The 19,421-nt window shown below is 64.4% G+C and carries 17 protein-coding genes; 10 read left to right on the forward strand and 7 right to left on the reverse strand.

Features of this window, described 5'->3' with window-relative positions; translation table 11 throughout:
- Positions 1 to 113: 113 nt before the first annotated feature.
- Entirely contained in the window at positions 114 to 1,076 is a 963-nt protein-coding gene (locus tag XH81_RS37240) for a helix-turn-helix domain-containing protein (protein WP_028144816.1), read from the reverse strand.
- Positions 1,077 to 1,274: 198 nt separating this feature from the next.
- On the opposite strand from XH81_RS37240, the gene XH81_RS37245 reads away from it, so the two are divergent.
- The 4 genes from XH81_RS37245 (at position 1,275) to XH81_RS37260 (ending at position 6,235) form a co-directional block, all read left to right on the forward strand.
- The gene (locus XH81_RS37245) at positions 1,275 to 2,789 is read left to right on the forward strand and encodes a caspase family protein (RefSeq protein WP_028144815.1); all 1,515 of its coding nucleotides are present in this window, start codon (positions 1,275 to 1,277) and stop codon (positions 2,787 to 2,789) included.
- A 79-nt stretch (positions 2,790 to 2,868) separates the two neighbouring features.
- Entirely contained in the window at positions 2,869 to 3,078 is a 210-nt protein-coding gene (locus XH81_RS37250) for a hypothetical protein (RefSeq protein ID WP_028144814.1), read from the forward strand.
- A 971-nt stretch (positions 3,079 to 4,049) separates the two neighbouring features.
- Positions 4,050 to 5,291, forward strand: a complete 1,242-nt coding sequence (locus tag XH81_RS37255) for an FAD-dependent oxidoreductase (protein WP_028144813.1) — start codon at positions 4,050 to 4,052, stop codon at positions 5,289 to 5,291.
- Positions 5,292 to 5,470: 179 nt separating this feature from the next.
- Positions 5,471 to 6,235, forward strand: a complete 765-nt coding sequence (locus tag XH81_RS37260) for an outer membrane protein (protein WP_028144812.1) — start codon at positions 5,471 to 5,473, stop codon at positions 6,233 to 6,235.
- Between the two features lie 115 nt (positions 6,236 to 6,350).
- Here the strand turns inward: XH81_RS37260 and XH81_RS37265 are convergent, their stop codons facing one another.
- The 4 genes from XH81_RS37265 to parE form a co-directional block, all read right to left on the reverse strand.
- Positions 6,351 to 7,121 carry an SDR family NAD(P)-dependent oxidoreductase gene (locus tag XH81_RS37265; RefSeq protein WP_028144811.1) on the reverse strand — a complete coding sequence of 257 codons (771 nt, stop codon included), beginning with the start codon at positions 7,119 to 7,121 and terminating at the stop codon, positions 6,351 to 6,353.
- Between the two features lie 21 nt (positions 7,122 to 7,142).
- A complete protein-coding gene (locus XH81_RS37270; RefSeq protein WP_028144810.1) occupies positions 7,143 to 7,328 on the reverse strand; it encodes a hypothetical protein in 186 nt (61 codons plus the stop codon).
- Between the two features lie 323 nt (positions 7,329 to 7,651).
- Positions 7,652 to 8,434, reverse strand: coding sequence for an outer membrane protein (locus XH81_RS37275; protein WP_018323049.1), 783 nt, complete (start codon positions 8,432 to 8,434; stop codon positions 7,652 to 7,654).
- A 426-nt stretch (positions 8,435 to 8,860) separates the two neighbouring features.
- On the reverse strand, positions 8,861 to 10,906 hold the full coding sequence (gene parE / locus XH81_RS37280) for a DNA topoisomerase IV subunit B (RefSeq protein ID WP_028144809.1): 2,046 nt from the start codon (positions 10,904 to 10,906) through the stop codon (positions 8,861 to 8,863).
- 273 nt (positions 10,907 to 11,179) lie between these two features.
- Between parE and XH81_RS37285 the strand changes: the two genes are divergently transcribed.
- The 3 genes from XH81_RS37285 to argC all read left to right on the forward strand — a co-directional run bounded on the left by XH81_RS37285 (position 11,180) and on the right by argC (position 13,578).
- On the forward strand, positions 11,180 to 11,710 hold the full coding sequence (locus XH81_RS37285; protein WP_028144808.1) for a DedA family protein: 531 nt from the start codon (positions 11,180 to 11,182) through the stop codon (positions 11,708 to 11,710).
- 225 nt (positions 11,711 to 11,935) lie between these two features.
- Positions 11,936 to 12,601, forward strand: a complete 666-nt coding sequence (locus tag XH81_RS37290; RefSeq protein ID WP_028144807.1) for an FMN-binding negative transcriptional regulator — start codon at positions 11,936 to 11,938, stop codon at positions 12,599 to 12,601.
- The gene (gene argC, locus XH81_RS37295; protein WP_028144806.1) at positions 12,598 to 13,578 is read left to right on the forward strand and encodes an N-acetyl-gamma-glutamyl-phosphate reductase; all 981 of its coding nucleotides are present in this window, start codon (positions 12,598 to 12,600) and stop codon (positions 13,576 to 13,578) included. The genes XH81_RS37290 and argC overlap by 4 nt, the downstream gene beginning before the upstream one ends.
- Before the next feature lie 129 nt (positions 13,579 to 13,707).
- Here the strand turns inward: argC and XH81_RS37300 are convergent, their stop codons facing one another.
- Both XH81_RS37300 and XH81_RS37305 read right to left on the reverse strand, forming a co-directional pair.
- Positions 13,708 to 14,106 (reverse strand): MAPEG family protein, encoded by a 399-nt coding sequence (locus XH81_RS37300; protein WP_028144805.1) that lies wholly within the window; start codon positions 14,104 to 14,106, stop codon positions 13,708 to 13,710.
- 64 nt (positions 14,107 to 14,170) lie between these two features.
- Positions 14,171 to 15,979: a PHA/PHB synthase family protein gene (locus tag XH81_RS37305; RefSeq protein ID WP_028144804.1), complete on the reverse strand. Its 1,809-nt coding sequence runs from the start codon at positions 15,977 to 15,979 to the stop codon at positions 14,171 to 14,173.
- A gap of 253 nt (positions 15,980 to 16,232) precedes the next feature.
- Here XH81_RS37305 and XH81_RS37310 point away from each other — a divergent pair, with 253 nt between their 5' ends.
- From XH81_RS37310 to XH81_RS37320, 3 genes are all read left to right on the forward strand, one after another.
- Positions 16,233 to 16,508: a hypothetical protein gene (locus XH81_RS37310; RefSeq protein ID WP_038946669.1), complete on the forward strand. Its 276-nt coding sequence runs from the start codon at positions 16,233 to 16,235 to the stop codon at positions 16,506 to 16,508.
- Positions 16,509 to 16,723: 215 nt separating this feature from the next.
- Positions 16,724 to 17,944, forward strand: a complete 1,221-nt coding sequence (locus XH81_RS37315) for an LL-diaminopimelate aminotransferase (protein ID WP_028144802.1) — start codon at positions 16,724 to 16,726, stop codon at positions 17,942 to 17,944.
- 29 nt (positions 17,945 to 17,973) lie between these two features.
- A complete protein-coding gene (locus XH81_RS37320; RefSeq protein WP_028144801.1) occupies positions 17,974 to 19,290 on the forward strand; it encodes a homoserine dehydrogenase in 1,317 nt (438 codons plus the stop codon).
- Positions 19,291 to 19,421 lie beyond the last annotated feature (131 nt).

The following is a 19,421-nucleotide window of genomic DNA, read 5'->3' on the forward strand; positions in this document are numbered from 1 at the left end:
ATGGAGCGGGCGCGGGAAGGTCCTAAAAAACCTGAGGTTTTTACCAAATAGCGGGTGCGACTGGGGTTTTTCCGCCCAACCCCGCGCTCCGGCCTGAGCCGCCAAAACGGCGGCTAACGCCTATCCGAGCCCTGCGCCCGGAAGTCACCGGGGGCCATGCCATAGGCGGCATTGAAGACCCGGTAATAGGTCGCCAGGCTCTCGAAGCCGCAGGAGGTCGCGATGTCGGCGATCAGCCGCTCGGGCGCCTCACGCATCAGGCGGCGGCTCTGTTTTAGGCGTTCGTCCGTCACGGTCTGTGAGAAGCTCTTCGCCGCGGTCTCGAACAGCATGTGCAGGTGGCGCACGGACACGCCGAGCTCGTCGGCCACCATCGTCGGTGCCAGATCCGGGTTTTGCAGGTGGCCCGCGATCAGGCGCCGGGCCCGCGAGAGGCGGGCGGTCCGCAGCGCGGCCTGTCCGCGCCGGCTGCCAGGCCTGACGATGCCGCGCTCGATCAGCGCCAGATGGGCCAAAGCCTGGACGAGAGAGGTCGCATCGCTGTCGCCCTGATCCGTTGAGGCTTCGCCGAGCTCGGCGAAGCAGGCCCCGAGCAGGGGCGCCAGGGTGGGATCGCCGAACGTCCGGGGCGCAAGCTCGCGCATGCGTTTGTCCTGCGCCGGGATGGTGCTGACCGGAATCTTCAGGATCCGCAGGTGGAAGCCCCCGGCGCCGAGCGGCGCGGTGCGGTAGGGCAGGTCGGTATGGCTGGTGGCGAAACTGCCCGGGGCGATCGCGAAGTCGTTTCCGCGCATGCCGCCGAACCAGCCGCCGCTGCCGAGCTGCTGGTAGACGCAGATGCTGTCGCCGGGTGCGTAGGCGATATCGGAGGTGCTGCGCTCGACCGCATATTGCGAGGCCTTCAGCTCGACGAGGCCGGCGCCGCCAAGCTGGCGCAGCGAGAACTCGCCGAAGAAGTCCGCGCGCCGTTCGCGCGCGAGTTCGGCAGTGACACCGAACAATCCCTTGGAGCGCACCTCGCGCCAATAGTCAAAGCGATCGTGCGGCTCGACCTCGTCGGTACACCAGCGATACACGGCAGCCCTCACTTGCAGCGCAATTGCCCTAGAAAGAGCAGATTCCACGGGAATCTGCCATAGCCAGATCATGGAACCGCGGCCCAGGTTCCTTGAACCACGGTTACGTCTGGGCCGACTATCACACAGCGGCAGGGGTCCAATGAACTGCTGTTCGAGGGAAGCGGCTTGGCGCCGTTCTGCAACGGGAATCTTGCGATGACGCGTCGGCTTTTCAGAATTCTGGCGGCCCTTGGCCTGGCGGCGGGCCTGAACGGCTTCGCAGCTCCCGCCCATGCCGAGAAGCGTGTCGCACTCGTCGTCGGCAACAACGACTACAGGAACGTCCCGAAGCTGCTCAAGGCGGTCAACGACGCCCGCACCATGGGCGATACGCTGAAGCAGCTCGGCTTCTCGGTGATGGTCGCCGAGAACCAGAGCCGGCAGCAATTCTCCGAGACCCTGCTCGCCTTCGACAAGGCGATCGAGCCGGGCGATACCGCGTTCTTCTTCTACGCCGGCCACGGCTTCGAGATCGCAGGCCAGAACTACCTGCTGCCGACGGACGTGCCGGCGGCGACCGAAGGGCAGGAAGAGCTGGTGCGTGACGCCTCGATCCTGGCCGACCGCATCGTCGAGCGCCTCCAGAACAAGAAGGCGCGGACCTCGATCCTGGTGTTCGACGCTTGCCGCAACAACCCGTTCGAGCGCAAGGGTACCCGCGCGGTGGCCGGTGGTGGCGGGCTTGCTCCGATGGTGCAACTGCCCGAAGGTGTGTTCTCGGTGTTTTCGGCAGGTCCCCGCCAGACCGCGCTCGACCGCCTCTCCAACGACGACGCCAATCCCAATTCGGTGTTCACGCGCACCTTCGCCAAGGAGCTGCTTCAGCCCGGCGAGAACCTCGTGCAGGTGGCGCAGCGCACCCGCCGTGCCGTCAGCGAGATGGCCGATACCGTCAAGCACAGGCAGGTGCCGGTCTATTTCGACCAGATGGTCGACGACGTCTTCCTCAGCGGCATGGCGAAGGATGCCGTCGCGCGGCCGGCTGATCCGCCACCGCAGAAGCTCGCGGCGCTACCGCCGGTGTCGGTGCCGCAACTGCCGAAGGAGGAGACCCTCAACGCGCCGATCGCGAGCTTCTCGCGGCACAATGGCGGCTGGAGCGTGGTGTTCTCGTTCGCCGACCCGACGCTCGGCATTTCCTGGCGCATGGCCGGAAAGGGCGATTTCCGCGAGACCGGATTCATCGACACGCTCGATCCGCGCACGCGCAAGCGGATGCCGAACCCGTCGATCGAATTGCCGCCGGATGCTGCGGCCGGCACCATCGAGGTCCGCTATGTCGATCAGTCCGGCGACATGCAGGGGCCGTTCCCGATCCGGTTCGATCCCGAGGCCGCGCTGATCCGCGACCAGCGCAAGATCCTCGACATGACATCGACGAGCTGGCTGTCGTTCCGCGAGTTCAACGGGCTGCTGGTCTACTACACGCACCTCGTGTCCTATCGCTGCGCCATCCGCGAGGTGCGCATCGGCATCGACACTGCCGTGCCCAACCAGGTTCTGAAGATGCCTGCTTGCGACATGCGCGACCCCAGTGCGATCACTGCGGGCATGCCGCTCTACATGAAGCTCGCACCGAGCACACAATCCGTCTCCGTAGAGTTGACCTATCGCGACGGCAGCGTCTCGGAGATCAAGAGTTTCCGCAGCACGAACCGCAGCAATAATTGAGGGCGTGTCGATCGGGCGGGCGTGGCGGGATGGATGAACTTAAATCGGACAGCTAACGGTGGAAATGTTAGAGCCGGGGATGACAAAATTCATCCTCGTCGCGCTCCTCACGACGCTTCCGGTTCTGGCGCAAACTACTCCCATCCCCACGCCGCCACTGACCGACCGGGAACGCGTCCAAGCGGACCGTGCGAAGGCCGCCGAGGATGAAAAGGGAGCTCCGATGACGCGTCCCTGGGACCGCGACGCCGACGGCAAGCGCCCATGGGAACGGAAGTCGAAGCCTTGAGGTAGCGGGCGCCTGTTCGCCGCAGGCGAAGGAACAACTCCTTGGTCACCTGGATTGTCCACCAAACCAGGGAGACGATCCATGATCCGCAAGTCCATCCTCGTAGCTTTCGCATGCGCTGCACTTTCGACGTCCGCTTTTGCCCAGGGAGGCGGGGGAGGCGGGGGAGGCGGCGGTGGTGCGGGCAGCGGTGGTGCGGGCGGCGCCAGCGCGGGTGCCGCTGCCGGTACGGGGACCGGCGGCGCCGGCGCGGGATCCGCGGCCAGCTCGGGTGCCGGAGTAGGCACGTCATCCAGCAGCGCCAATTCAGGGCCGTCGGCCCCTTCAGGAATGGGGACGCATAGCACCACCACCGGGGCCAACGTCAACACCAACAGAGGTCAGAACAATCCGAACGTTCAGTCGCCGACTGCGAACGGCACGTCGCCGACAGCGGCGCAAGCTGAGCGGAACGCTGGTGTTGGTCACGCGCCGAACGGATTGCCGATCGGCACTCCGGGCTCCGGGACCAGCAATGAAGATCAGAAATAATCTGGCTCTGCTGCATGAAAGGCCCGCGCAGCGCGGGCCTTTCTCGTTGCATCGCAAGTGGCGACCGGCTGCTCTGACGAGAAAGGCTGAGCCGCGCGCGGCCGTCGCCGCAGGCAAAGCTAGACCTTCGGCTCGCTCTCTTCCGCATTGCCGCTTCGCCGCGTGCGCAGATAGACGAGCGCGATGTTGATGGCCAGCCAGGCTGCCACGCCTGCAAGCAACCATGCCACGTTGAACGTTCCCGCTGATGCCGTTTGGGTCGTATTCCCCATAACAACGGGGCCCGCGGTTTATTCGGGGGCCGCGAGGGCCTGCGTGATCCGAAGCTGCCAGCCGTCCTTGCCGAGACCCGTCCAGATTGAGGCTGCGATCGACCTGAACCGGCGTTACAATCGTCCGGCATATCTTGATCGATACTCGCATCGTGGATAGCGGCTGCAATGACCTCCGACCAACAACCGAACCGGACGAAAAGAGTCCGTTGCTGCATCGTCGGCGGCGGGCCGGCCGGCATGATGCTCGGCTATCTTCTGGGGCGGGCCGGCATCGAGGTCGTGGTGCTGGAGAAGCATGCGGATTTCTTCCGCGATTTCCGCGGCGACACCGTGCATCCCTCGACGCTCGAGGTCATGGACGAACTCGGCCTGATCGACGGCTTCCTGAAGCTGCCGCATCAACGCCTGCAGAAGATGGACGGCCTGTTCGGCGGTACGCCGGTGCGCATCGCCGATCTCCGCCGGCTCCACACCAAATACCCCTTCATCGCCTTCATGCCGCAATGGGATTTTTTGAATTTCCTGCGCGAGGCCGGCCGGCGCTTTGCCTCACTCGAGGTGATGATGAGCACGGAGGCGGTCGATCTGATCCGCCGCGGCGAGAAGATCGCGGGGGTGCGGGCGAAAACGCCTGACGGCGTCGTCGACATCGAAGCCGATCTCACCATCGCCTGCGACGGCCGGCATTCGACGGTGCGCGAGCGCGCCGGCCTTGGTGTCGAGGAGATCGGCGCGCCGATGGACGTGCTGTGGTTCCGCGCCGGCCGCAAGGCCGACGAGACGGAAAGCGTGTTCGCGCGCGTCGAGCCCGGCAAGATGATGATCACGTTCGATCGCGGCGACTATTGGCAGTGCGCCTATGTCATCGCCAAGGGACAGCACGAAGCGGTGAAGGCGAGGGGACTGCAGGCACTGCTCGACGACGTCGTGCGCATGGCCCCGATCCTCAGGTCGGGCATCGCCGACGTGAAGAGCTTTGACGACGTCAAGCTGCTGACCGTCGCGATCAACCGCCTGACGCGCTGGACGCGGCCGGGTCTGCTTTGCATCGGCGATGCCGCGCATGCGATGTCTCCGGTCGGCGGCGTCGGCGTCAATCTCGCCGTGCAGGACGCAGTCGCGACCGCCAATCTGCTGGCGGACAAGATGCAGCACGGCTGCCCGTCCGACAACGATCTCGATGCCGTGCGCCGTCGCCGCGAATTCCCGGTGAAGATGACCCAGCGCATGCAGGTGATCGTGCAGAACAAGATCATCAGCAGTGCCTTGCAGGAGCGCGATCGGCCGCTCAAAGTGCCGCTGATCGTGCGCCTCATCACCGCGCTGCCATGGCTGCAGGGCATTCCGGCGCGCCTGCTTGCGCTCGGCGTGCGGCCCGAGCACGTGCATTCGAAAGCGGCATCGTAGCCCAGGAATTCGGTAGGGATAATGTCGCGTTAAGTCGCGCGTGCGGCGTTGCGGGCGAGCAACAGCGCCGACGGATCTGCGGACAGCAGGTGCCCATGCGCCGCGTTAACTCTGTTGATTCGAATTTTAGTAACACCCGTCTGTGACCGTGCGTCCATCAAAGGACACGGGGTTGTACCATGCGTAACAAATTGATTGCCGCCTTCGCCTGCACGACCGCTCTGGTTTCGGCGGGCGCGGCCTCCGCCGCCGATCTCGGTGCGCGCTACACCAAGGCGCCCGCCTATGCGGAGCCGCTGTTCAACTGGACCGGCTTCTATGTCGGCGGTCACATCGGTGGCGCCTGGACCAACCAGCAGTTCATCAACAACGGGACCGGTGCGCCGTTCGGCGATCTCGTCCCGGGCGAGGGCTATCGTCAGCGCAGCGCAGGCATCATGGGCGGCGCCCAGATCGGCTACAACTGGCAAGCCAACAACTACGTGTTCGGCATGGAAGGCACGATCTCCGGCCTCGACAACAAGGGCTCGTTCACGAACACCGCGTTCGGTGCGGGCGACGACGTGTTCTCCTGGCGCACCAACGTGCTCGCGACCGTGGTCGGCCGCGCCGGCTTCGCCGTGCAGAACAACCTCTTCTACGTCAAGGGCGGCTATGCCGGCGCGAACAACCGTCTGTCGGTCAGCGACACCGTCGGTGTGTCGGGCTCGGGCGGACAGACCCACTGGGCCAACGGCTGGACCGTCGGCGCCGGCTGGGAATATGGCGTCACCCGCAACTGGATCGTCGGCCTCGAATACAATTACGCTGCCTTCGGCAGCCAGACCTATCAGCTCGGCGGCACGTCGGGGAATTACACCTTCGATGCCAAGCCGCGCGACATCCAGTGGGCCGTCGTGCGCGCGAGCTACAAGTTCGACGCACCTGTCATTGCCCGTTACTGAGCACGTCGACGACGCAACGCGACCAACGATCAAAAAAAGCACTGCCTAAATTCAAAAGCCCCGGATTTGTCCGGGGCTTCTTTTTTGCGTTGTTGAATGGCCGACAGGCCCGGCCTCAGGCCATCACCGAGAAACCGCCATCGACGGGGATCGCGGTGCCCGTGACGAAGTTCGACGCGGACGATGCCAGGAACACGGCGATGCCGGCGAAATCGTCGATGTCGCCCCAGCGCCCCGCAGGCGTGCGCGCCAGCACCCGCTCGTGCAATCCTGACACCTGCTGCCGCGCGCCGCGGGTGAGGTCGGTGTCGATCCAGCCCGGCAGGATCGCATTGACCTGGATGTTGTCGGGCGCCCAGGCATTGGCGCAGGCACGCGTGTACTGCACGATGCCGCCCTTGCTTGCCGCGTAGGCGGTGGCGAAGCTCGCACCGAAGATCGACATCATCGAGCCGATGTTGATCACCTTGCCGTTGCCTGACGCCTTCAAGGCCGGATAAGCAAGCTTCGAGCACAGGAAGGCGCTGGTGAGGTTGGTGTCGATCACCTTGTTCCACTCGTCGAGCTCGAGCTCGTGCGGCGGCTTGCGGATGCTCATTCCGGCATTGTTGACGAGGATGTCGATGCGGCCGAGATCCTTCACCACGCGCGCGATCATGGCTTCGATGGCGGCCCTATCGGTGACATCGGTCGCAATCGCGATCGCCTTGACGCCGCGCTGCCTGAGATCTTCGACGGCTGCTTTGGACTTGGCCTCGTTGCGTCCGACCACGGCGATGTCGGCGCCGGCATCGGCAAGGCCGCGCGCCATGCCGAGCCCGATGCCGCCATTGCCTCCCGTTACGACCGCGACCTTGCCGCGGAGCTCGAACCGGCTGGATGTCATGCTTGTATTCCCTGGTTTCTTTTATTGGTTGCTCTGCCAGATCAGCACCAGCCCGAAGCCGGCCATGGCGGCGCCATAGCCGGCCCAATGCAGCTGGTTGACCATGAAGCTCGATCGCGGCCAGGGCACCGTACCCGTGCCCTGTCCGATCCAGAGCAGCCCGACGGCGAGGGCAAACAGGCCTGCTACAAGCAGAAATCTGCGCATGCATTCCTCCCCGTCGGTCCGCTTCCGTCGCGACCCGCGGCATCAATCGCCACGGTCAGGAGAGCTTGGGCCCACAGTAGCCGTAGCTTTGGTCCGGATACAATGGCGCCGCCGGCAGAAGCCAACGCGGCGAAGCCCAGCGCATGTCGCGATGCGGGGGGGGCAGGCGGTCACCAACGTCATGTGAGTGATCGAAGCTCAGCTCGCCGCTGCGTACGACGCTGAAGTCGAGCTTTGGTCGCCGACAAGACCATAACGAAAAAGCCCCGGCGATGCCGGGGCTTTGACGTCTGAACTTGCGTTCGGATCAGTACTTGGTCGGATCAGTACTTCGCGACGACCGGACCGGTCCAGTTGAAGCGGTAGACCAGCGAGGTCGAGATCGTCTGGTTCCAGCTGTTGGCGCGGATGTCGCGGCCGACCAGCGCGTTGGTACCGTCGAAGAGCTCGTTCGAGGTCTTGGCGTTGTAGAAGGCCGAACGATACTCGGTCTTCATGAACCAGCCGGGCGAAGAGACGCCGAAGATGTTCAGGCTGTTCTCGACACCGCCGCCAACGAACCAGCCGTTGCGGTTGTAGCTGTTGAGGTGGATGCCGGCGGGAGTGCCGCCCAGCGTCGTGAAGTTGGTCTGGCCGAAGTGGGCGCCCGAGTAACCACCGTTGACGTAGGAGAGAACGTTCGGGGCGACCAGCCAGCCGAGGCGCACGCCCGCGGCCCAGGAGGTTTCCAGCTTCTGGTTGCCGGTGATGCCGACGATCGGATCCTGGATGGTGGCGCGGATGCTGCCGAACTGGCCGTCAGCGAACACACCGGCGACCCAGGTGCCGCTGAACTGCCAGTCGTAACCGGCGCCGACGGTGCCGAACCAACCGGAGCCGCCCTGACGCTGGTCGATCGTCAGCGGAACCGCACCAACGGTGGTCTGGACGTGCTGGTCGGCATTGGAGAGGCCGCCGCCGCCGCCGCCGAACACGTAGAAGCCGGTCCAGTTGGCGACGGGCGCCGGCATCGGGGCCTTCACGTAGGGACGGGCACCGAGATCGGCCGCTGAGGCCGAACCGGTCATCGCGGCAACCGCGGTCAGAGCGAGCAAAACCTTCTTCATGTTAAAATCCCCAACCTTGGTCTGTGTAGCAGCGCGAGCGCACTGAAGTTCGTGTCATCTGATGCTCGGACTATAGACGTTTCCTGCCGGAATGCTGTTGCCGGGCAGGCACAGTTGCCGGAAAACGCCGATACGCGGGTATTTCCGCCGCGGCTGTCAAGATCTGTAATAGTTACATAAATTCAAAGCCTTACCGAGATTTTTGGAATTCAACCTTGGGTAAGGTTTCGTTAGCAAACCGGCCTTGTCCGAAATGGAGGCAGTCGTGCCTCCGCCTGAGCGCCGTGAGTCGTTGGCCGAGTCGCAACGACGATTCCGGGAATCGCTCAAGGCCATACGGACCGCAGCGACGTCATCGCCCCCGCAAAGCAAAAGAGCCCCGGCTTTTCGCCGGGGCTCTTGACGGAGCGCTACAGGGCCGAGGGCTCAAACGTCCAGCAGCTCCTCGCTGGCGAACTCGGCCTTGTCCGAGATGAAGGCGAAGCGCGCCTCGGCCTTGGTGCCCATCAGCCGTTCCACCGAATCCGCCGTGGTGTCGCGATCGTCGGCGAGCAGCACCACCTTGAGCAGCGTGCGCTTCCTCGGATCCATGGTGGTCTCCTTGAGCTGCGCCGGCATCATCTCGCCGAGGCCTTTGAAGCGGTTCACCTCGACCTTGGCGTTGGCGTTGAACGCGCTTTTGATCAACTCTTCCTTGTGCTTGTCGTCGCGCGCGTAAACCGACTTGGTGCCGTGCGTGAGCTTGTAGAGCGGCGGCACGGCCAGGAAGAGGTGACCCTCGTCGATCAGCCGCGGCATCTGCCGGTAGAAGAATGTGATCAGCAGCGAAGCGATGTGCGCGCCGTCGACGTCGGCGTCGGTCATGATGATGATGCGCTGATAGCGCAGATCCTCTTCTCGGTATTGCAGGAGCTGGCCGCAGCCGATCGCCTGCACGAGGTCGGAGAGCTGGGCATTGGCCGTCAGCTTGTCCTTGCCGGCGGAGGCGACGTTGAGGATCTTGCCGCGCAGCGGCAGCACGGCCTGAGTCTTGCGGTCACGCGCCTGCTTGGCGCTGCCGCCGGCCGAGTCGCCTTCGACGATGAAGAGCTCGGAGCCTTCGGTGCCGGCATCGGTGCAGTCGGCGAGCTTGCCGGGCAGCCGCAGCTTCTTGCCGGCGGTCTTGCGCGCCGTCTCCTTTTCCTGGCGGCGGCGCAGCCGCTCCTCGGCGCGGTCGATCACGAAATCGAGCAGCCTGTTGGCCATGTTCGGATTGCCCGACAGCCAGTGATCGAACGGATCCTTCATCGCCTGTTCGACGATGCGCTGCGCTTCCGCGGTGGCGAGACGATCCTTGGTCTGGCCCTGGAATTCGGGCTCGCGCACGAACACGGAAAGCATGACGGCGGCACCGACCATCACGTCTTCCGACGTAATGGACGAGGCGCGCTTGCCCTGACCGACGCGCTCGGCGTGATCCTTCAGGCCGCGCAGCAGCGCGCTGCGCAGGCCGGATTCGTGCGTGCCGCCATCGGGTGTCGGGACGGTGTTGGTGTAGGAAGAGAGGAAGCCGTCGGCATCCGCGGTCCAGGCCACCGCCCATTCGCAGGCGCCATGCGCGCCGTTGCGGCCCGACTTGCCGGAGAAGATATCCGGGTGGACCAGCGTGTCGGCGTGAATTGCTGCCGCCAGATAATCCTTGAGGCCGCCGGGGAAGTGGAATGTCGCTTCGGCCGGTACGTCCTCGACGCCTTTGAGCAGTTCGGGCGCGCAATTCCAGCGGATCTCGACGCCGCCGAACAGATACGCCTTCGAGCGCGTCATCTTGAACAGGCGCTGCGGCTTGAACGCAGCCTTGGCGCCGAAGATGTCGGTATCGGGCTTGAAGCGGACGCGCGTGCCGCGGCGGTTGTTGATCTTGCCGAGATCCTCGAGCTTGCCCTTGGGGTGTCCGCGCTCGAAGGTCATGCGGTAGAGCTTCTGGCTGCGCGCGACCTCGACCTCGAGCAGCGAGGAGAGGGCGTTCACCACGGAGATGCCGACGCCGTGCAAGCCGCCGGAGGTCTCGTAGACCTTGCTGTCGAACTTGCCGCCCGAATGCAGCGTGCACATGATGACTTCGAGCGCCGATTTCTTCGGAAATTTTGGATGCGGGTCGATCGGGATGCCGCGGCCGTTGTCGGTGACGGTCAGGAAGCCGTCCGCGGAGAGTTCGACGCCGATGAAGGTCGCATGTCCCGCCAGCGCCTCGTCCATCGAGTTGTCGATGACCTCGGCGAACAGATGATGCAGCGCCTTCTCATCGGTGCCGCCGATATACATGCCGGGTCGGCGCCGCACCGGTTCCAGGCCTTCGAGCACCTCGATGTCGGCTGCCGTGTAGTCGGCTTCGCCGCCGGTTCCGCGCGAAGCCGCCTTGGCAGGCGTGCGAGGCTTTGGCTCATCGCCGCCGAAAAAATCGTCTTTTGCTTTGGGTTTCAACTGTTTGGACATATATCTTGATACGCTTTGAGGGCCGCATAAGCGGCGAATCGGTTAGGCCGACTATGCCACTTCTGACTTGGAAAGGTTACCGCGGGCGGCCGGGGCGGTTTGGTTGGGAGTCAATCCCGGCGATTTTACGCCGCAGGCCCTGCAATTCCCGGCAATTTGACCGGACCGTCGGCGCCGAGCGAGTTTTGTGACTTGATGTCACACAAGCCCTTGGCTTACCAGTCTTTTTCATCGAGCAGCACCTTGAGACGGGGCGGGAAGGCTTTTTTTTAGATGGAGCAATTTGCGCACGCCCTGGCCGATTTCGTGCGCGTTCACCAGGCCTGGGCGGCTCCGATCGTGTTCCTGCTCGCCTTCGGGGAATCGCTCGCCTTCATCTCGCTGCTGGTCCCGGCCTGGGGCGCGCTGGTCGCGATCGGTGCGCTGATCGGGGCGAGCGGCATCAGCTTCTACCCGGTCTGGATCGCCGGCGGCCTCGGCGCGGCGCTCGGCGACTGGGTCTCGTACTGGTTCGGCTACCGCTACAAGGAGAAGGTCGCCCAGATGTGGCCGCTCTCGCGCTATCCGGAGCTCCTGCCCAGGGGCGAGGCTTTCGTGCGCAGCTGGGGCATCCCCAGCATCTTCATCGGCCGCTTCTTCGGGCCCTTGCGCGCCTCGGTGCCGCTTGCGGCCGGCATCTTCGAGATGCCTTATTGGAGCTTCCAGGTCGCCAATTTCGTCTCGGCCCTGATCTGGTCCGCCGTGCTCCTGATGTTCGGCGACGTGCTCGCGAAGATCATGGAATGGATCTGGCGGGTGATCTGACGCCGAAACCTTGACGGAAACCCGATCTGGCCTTATAGCCGCGCGCCATGATCAACGCCGCGACCATCCTGTTCGCTCGTCGCCGCCGCCGCTCTTTAGCGGTTTGGGCGGTCGATCGCGTTTGAGATCATCGTCTTTGCCGCTGGATCCGATCCGCGGCATTCTCTCTCCTGTCAGCGCGATCTGATCCGGCGGCCCCCCAAGGAGGCCCAGCAGGAGACCACGATGTACACGCCACCCTTTTTCAAGCAGGACCGCGCCGCAAGCCTGAAGTTCGCCGAAGAGCGCGGCTTCGGCACCATGTGCGCCTTTGACGGTCACAAGCCGGTCGCTTCCCCGCTGCCGTTCTATCTGACCTATGCGGCCGATGGCACGCCGCAGGCGGCCTTTCATGTCGCCCGTCACAATCCGCTGCTAAAGCTCGCGGACGGCACGGTATCCTGGCTGCTCGCGATCAATGGCCCCGATGCCTATGTATCGCCGGACTGGTACGTCTCGCCGGACCAGGTGCCGACCTGGCTCTACCAGTCGGTGCATCTGAGCGGGCCGGTGCGGATGTTGTCTGACGACGAGCTGGCGGTGCAGATCGACACGCTCAGCGACAAGTTCGAGAACTGGCTGCGGCCGAAGAAGCCGTGGACATCGGACAAGATGACGGCCGGACGGCTCGAGGCGATGAAGAAGGCGATCGTGGGTCTGGTGATGACGGTTGAGGAGGTCGAAGGCAGCTTCAAGCTCAACCAGCACAAGTCCGACGCCGACTACACGGCGATCGCCAATGCGCTCGGCGCCGGCGATGCCGACGCCAAGCAGATCTCACTTTTGATGCGGCAGGCCAGGCCGCAGGTTTTTGCAGACGACACGAACATGCTCGAAGGGAGCGCACCATGAGCCTCGCTGACATCAAACAGGCCCCGAAGGGCGCTGCCACCAAACCCGCGACCGTCTTCGTCGACGGCGGCTCCGGCACCACCGGGCTCGGCATCAACGAGCGGCTGAAACTCCAGAACGACGTCGTCGTGAGGACGATCGCCGACGACAAGCGCAAGGACCCCGCGGCCAAGAAGGCGCTGATGGAGGAGGTGGATCTCGTCATCCTCTGCCTGCCCGACGATGCCGCCAAGGAAACGGTTGCGCTGGTCGACAGCATGGGCGCTTCGGGCCCGAAGGTGCTGGACGCCTCGACCGCCTACCGGGTTGCGCCCGATTGGGCCTACGGCTTTCCGGAACTGACGGCTGACCAGGCCGGCAAGATCAAGGCGGCGAAGAAGGTCTCCAATCCCGGCTGCTATCCGACCGGCGCGATTGCGCTGCTGCGGCCGATCGTCGATGCCGGCCTGTTGCCGCCCGATTATCCCGTCGCCGTCAACGCGGTGAGCGGCTATTCCGGCGGCGGCAAGTCGATGATCGCGAGCTTCGAGGACGGCAGCGCGCCGTCCTTCGAGCTCTACGGCCTCGGCTTCGAGCACAAGCATCTGCCGGAAATGCAGCTCTATTCGAACCTGACGCGGCGGCCGATCTTCATTCCGTCGGTGGGCAACTATCGGCAGGGCATGCTGGTCTCGGTGCCGCTGCAGCTCGACACGCTGCCCGGCAAGCCCGGCGGTACCGATCTGCAGGCTGCGCTCGCCAAGCGGTACGTCGGCTCGAATTACGTCAAGGTGATGCCGCTGCAGAACGAGGCGGCCAAAGGCGGCCGGATCGAGCCGGAGGCGCTCAACGAGACCAACATGCTCGAGCTCTACGTCTTCGCCAGCGACAAATATCACCAGGCGGTGCTGGTCGCCCGGCTCGACAATCTCGGCAAGGGCGCCTCGGGCGCCGCCGTGCAGAACATGCGGCTGATGCTGGGATTGCCGGAGGAGTAGGGCAGTCTCGCGCCCCGGACGCAGCGCAGCGCTCCTTCAGCGGTGCGCTGCAGAGCCGGGGCCCACTCTTCCCTGTTGGTAGCGGCCTTCTGGGTCCCGGCTCGCGCTTCGCGCGTCCGGGACACGAAATCAAACCACCTTGAAGATCGCCAGCGCCAGCACGGCCTGGGCGAGGAAGCCGACGGTGAAGGCCAGGGTGCGGAACACCGGGATGCCGATCGCGTAGACGATGAGATGTGCGACGCGCGACCAGAAATAGACGGCGCAGGCGAGCACGGTCCATTTTGTGGAATAGTCGATCGCGTTGAGGATCAGTACCAGCGGCGCAAAGAGCACGAGGTTCTCAACCGCGTTGTCATGCGCGAACATCAGGCGGTTCGCCCATTCCGCCTGCGGCTTGTCGCCGCGCGAGGGGTTGGCCATGGCGCCGCTGAGGCCGCGGACCTGGCAGCGGTTGATGGTGTAGGGGATCCAGAGGATCCCGGTCAGGATCACCGTCAGTGTCAGCCAGAACAGTTCGCGCGTCATGGTCGGGTCCCCTCTGTCGTCGCTGCGTTGAGCGCGAGTCTATACAAAAGCGCGGAAGATTCCGCTATGCGCGAACCCTGACATAGCTGCCGGGCGCGTCCTCGATCGCCGGCAGGGCGTCGCTGCCGACGCTGCGCGCCGGGACTTGCTCCGGATCGAGCTCGCCCAGCCATTGACGCCAATCCGGCCACCACGAGCCCTTGTGCTCGACCGCGTCCTTCATCCATTGGGCGACGTTGACGTCCTTGATGTTGTCGTTGGTCCAGTACTGGTACTTGTTCGAGGCGGGCGGATTGACGACGCCGGCGATGTGGCCCGAGCCGGACAGCACGTATTTCACCGGACCGCCGAAGAACTGCGAGCCGTACAGCACCGATTCAGCGGGCGCGATGTGGTCCTCGCGGGTGGCGAGGTTGTAGACGGGCACCTTGACCTTGGAGAGATCGAGCAGCGTGTTGTCGAGTACCATCGTGCCGGTGGAGAGCCGGTTCTCCAGATAGCAATTGCGCAAATAATAGGAATGGTTCGACGCGGTCATGCGCGTCGCGTCCGAATTCCAGTGCAAGAGGTCGAACGCGCTCGGCTGCTGCCCCTTCAGGTAGTTGCTGACGACGTAGGACCAGATCAGATCGTTGGAGCGCAGCATGTTGAAGGCCATCGCCATCTTCGAGCCTTCGAGCACGCCGGCCGCCTTCATGTCCTGCTCGAGCGCCGCGATCTGCTCCTCGTCGACGAACACCAGGAGGTCACCCGCATGGGTGAAGTCGACCTGTGCGGCGAAGAACGTCGCCGACGACACGCGTTGGCGGCGCTTCTCGGCGAGCCAGGCCAGCGTGGTCGCGAGCATGGTGCCGCCGACGCAATAGCCGGCGGTGTGCACCTTCATCTCGCCGGTGACCCTCTCGATCACGTCCATCGCCGTGAGCGGGCCTTCCTTCATGTAGTCTTCCCAGCTCTTGTTGCCGAGCCGCTTGTCGGGATTGACCCATGAGATCACGAACACGGTGATGCCCTGGTCGACGCACCACTTGATGTAGGATTTCTCCGGCTTGAGATCGAGGATGTAGAACTTGTTGATCCAGGGCGGCACGATCAGGAGCGGAGTGCGCAGCACCGTCTCCGTGGACGGCGAATACTGGATCAGCTGCATCATCTCGTTCTGGTAAATCACCTTGCCCGGCGTCGTCGCCATGTTGACGCCGACGACGAGGTTGTCCGGGTTGGACTGGCGGATCTTCAGCATGCCCTTTCCGGCTGCGATATCCTCGGCCAGCATCTTCAGGCCGCGGGCGAGGTTCTCGCCGCTGCTGGCCACCGTTTCGCGCAGCACCTCCGGATTGGTCAGCACGAAGTTGGACGGCGAGATCGCGTTGATGACCTGCTGGACGTAGAACTCCGCCTTGCGGCGGGTCTGCGGATCGAGCCCTTCGGCGTCGCGCACCAGCTCCTGCGCCCATCTGGTCGTGAGCAGATAGAGCTGCATGACGAAATCGAAGAACTGGTTCGACTTCCATTCCGGGTCGGCAAAGCGCTTGTCGCGCGGCGAGGGCGCGATCGCGGGCGCTGCGTCCTGGCCGGCCATGCGGCGCACCGCCGAGCCCCAGAGGTCGAGATAGTCCTTGGCGAGCTTGGTCTGCAGATCGGAGGAGCGGGACGTATCCGACAGCCAGTATTCGGCGACCGAGGTGAAGGTCTTGACGACCTCGGCGAGCTCGGCCGGCGGGCGATCCTGCACCTCGCCGCTCTCGCGCGGCTTGAGGTAGGCGGCCAGCGCCTTGCCGCCGCTCTCCATCGCCCGCGCGACATTCATCGCGAAGGCTTCCGCATCGAACTTCGTCTCGGGTTTGGGCGTATCGGTCGTGGCCATGCTCATGAGCAGAACAGTAACGGTTCATTCCGTATTCGTCACCGCGAAGCTCGCATGTTTGACGTTAAACACTCTCGAAGATGTGTTGCACTGCGACAAATCTTCTTGGTTCCGTCACATTCGGGCCGCACCGCTCGGCTTGGTGGGCAACGGCTGTTTTCTCGCTCGCACCATTTGGGCAGCAATGGTTTGAGCTTGGGCGCGGTCTTGGGTAAGGTTGCCCGGGGCCGTGCTTTGGGACGAGTAGGGGATTTCCCAAGTGTTGGCGTTGTGGGACCTGCAAAAGACGCTGCCGATCCGCGGCGCGCTGCTGATCGCGGCGCTCGCCGTTGGCGGCTGCTCGAGCCAGCTCGCCGATATGACCCCCGCGGACGCGCAGGCCCATCCCAGGGAGCCCGGCACCTATCTGCCGGTGCACGACCTGCCGCCGGATCGCGATCAAGCGGTCATCCCGCCGGAGCAGCGCGCCAAGATCGAGGCTGAGCTCGCCGCCGCGCGCGATCGCCAGGCCGTCGCCGGCAAGGATGCGAAATGAGCCGCTCCAAGGTAATCGCTGGCGCCCCCGCCTTGCCGTGCTAAAAGACCACGTTCAGCCGAGAGTCAGGGCGAACGACTTCAGTCTTCGTCGTCGATGATTGCTCTAAGCATTTGATTTTGAGTAATTTTCACGACGAAAATGGACGCCTTTCCGAAGCGCCGTCCTGGCCTGTCGATTCTGTCCTGACCGGTTGCCCCGGAGCCCAGAGAGCCATGGAAGAATTTTACCGCATCCGCCGCCTTCCGCCTTACGTGTTCGAGCAGGTCAATCGGGCCAAGGCGGCCGCGCGGAATGCCGGCGCCGATATCATCGACCTCGGCATGGGCAACCCGGATCTGCCGGCCCCGGCGCATGTGCTTGAGAAGCTGAAGGAGACGCTGGGCAAGCCGCGCACCGATCGCTACTCGGCGTCCCGCGGCATCCCCGGACTGCGCCGGGCCCAGGCCGGCTACTACGCCCGCCGCTTCGGCGTGAAGCTCAACCCCGACACCCAGATCGTCGCGACGCTGGGCTCGAAGGAAGGCTTTGCCAACGTGGCGCAGGCGATCACCGCGCCCGGTGACGTCATCCTCTGTCCGAACCCGAGCTACCCGATTCACGCCTTCGGCTTTTTGATGGCGGGCGGCGTGATCCGCTCGGTGCCGTCGGAGCCGACGCCGCAGTTCTTCGAGGCGGTGGAGCGGGCGATCGTGCATTCGATCCCCAAGCCGCTGGCGCTCGTCGTCTGCTATCCCTCGAACCCGACCGCCTATGTCGCGAGCCTGGATTTCTACAAGGACCTCGTCGCGTTCGCGAAGAAGCACGAGATCCTGATCCTGTCCGATCTCGCTTATGCCGAGGTCTATTTCGACGAGAACAATCCGCCGCCCTCGGTGCTCCAGGTGCCCGGCGCGATGGACGTCTCCGTCGAGTTCACCTCGATGTCGAAGACCTATTCGATGGCCGGCTGGCGCATGGGCTTTGCGGTCGGCAACGAGCGCGTGATCGCAGCGCTCGCCCGCGTCAAATCCTATCTCGATTACGGCGCCTTCACGCCGGTGCAGGTCGCGGCGACCGCCGCACTGAACGGTCCCGACGATTGCATCAAGGAGATGCGCGACACCTACCGCAAGCGCCGCGATGCGCTGGTGGAATCGTTCGGCCGCGCCGGCTGGGAGATCCCGCCGCCGGAGGCCTCGATGTTCGCCTGGGTGCCGCTGCCCGAAGCCTTCCGCAGCGTCGGCAGCATGCAATTCGCGACCCTGATGGTGGAGAAATCCGGCGTTGCGGTCTCGCCCGGCGTCGGCTTCGGCGAGCATGGTGAAGGATATGTCCGCATCGCCATGGTGGAAAACGAGCAACGGATCAGGCAGGCCGCGCGCGGCGTGCGACGCTTCCTTGAAAGCGGCATCGAAACGTTGCACAACGTCGTTCCGCTCGCCAATCGGCGTTAAGTTCTCTTCGGCAGGTTTTCTAAGTCATCATGGTTGCACCCCTGAAAGTGGGCATAGCGGGGCTCGGCACCGTGGGCGCCGAAGTTGTCCGTTTGATTGAAACGCAGGCCCGCGTGCTCGCAGGCCGCAGCGGCCGCGGTATCCGCGTCGTCGCCGTCACCGCGCGCTCGAAGGCGAAGAAGCGCGGCATCGACCTGCGCGGCGTCGAATGGGTCAAGGATCCGTTGGCGCTGGCCACGCATCCGGGCATCGATTGCTTCGTCGAGCTGATGGGCGGCGCCGGCGATCCCGCGCTGTCGGCGGTCGAGGCCGCGCTCAGCGCCGGCAAGTCAGTGGTCACGGCAAACAAGGCGCTGCTCGCGAAGCACGGTTTGAAACTGGCAAAGGCCGCTGAAAAGCACAGCGGTGCGCTGAATTACGAGGCAGCCGTCGGCGCCGCGATCCCCGTCATCAAGACGTTGCGCGAGGGTCTTGCCGGAACCGGCATCAACCGCGTCTATGGCATCCTCAACGGCACCTGCAATTACATCCTGACCCGGATGGAGCAGGAAGGCCTGTCCTTCGCCGAATGCCTCGCGGATGCGCAGCGGCTCGGTTATGCCGAGGCCAACCCGTCCTTCGACGTCGACGGCCATGACACCGCGCAAAAACTCGCCATTCTCGCCAGCCTCGCTTTCGGCACGAAAGTTGCTCAAAGCGCGGTGTATGTCGAAGGCATCTCCTCCATCGCGCCGGAAGATCTGCGCGCGGCGGCCGATCTCGGCTACCGCGTCAAGCTGCTCGGCGTTGCGGTGCGCACCGCCAAGGGCATCGAGCAGCGCGTGCATCCGACCATGGTTCCGAAATCCTCCTCGATCGCGCAGGTGATGGGCGTCACCAATGCGGTCACAATCGACGGCGAGGGCATTCCGCCGATCACGCTGGTCGGCCCCGGCGCCGGCGGTGCCGCGACGGCATCCGCCGTCGTCGCCGATATCGCCGATGTCGCGCGCGGAATCCGCGCCAATCCGTTCGGCCGGCCCATTTCTCATTTGCGCGACACCAAGAAGGCGCCGATGGAGCGGCACGAGGGCGGCTATTACATCCGCCTTCTGGCGCGCGATTTCCCCGGCACCGCGGCTGCGATCGCGACGCGGCTGGCAGAGCAGAAGATTTCGATCGAGTCGATCGTGCAGCGTCATCCCAATGGCGGCGCTGCGCCAGCCGACGGCAAGGCGGTTCCTGTGCCCGTCATCCTGATCACCTACGCGACGCATGAGGACGCGGTGCGCCGCGCGCTCGCCGCCGTGCAGAAGGACAAGGTGATCAGCGGACGGCCGCAGGTGATCCGGATCGAGAAGAACTGAGCATGTCCCGGATCCGAAGGACCGCGCCAGCACAAGGTGCGAAGCGGTTTTCCGGAAAGGTCATGCTGAAACAATGAGGCGGTTTGAACGAACGAACCGTGGGCGTTGAGAGTTGATGCGGGCAGAGACTT

It is taken from the genome of Bradyrhizobium sp. CCBAU 25360, assembly GCF_028128695.1.
Taxonomy (GTDB): Bacteria; Pseudomonadota; Alphaproteobacteria; order Rhizobiales; family Xanthobacteraceae; genus Bradyrhizobium; species Bradyrhizobium ottawaense.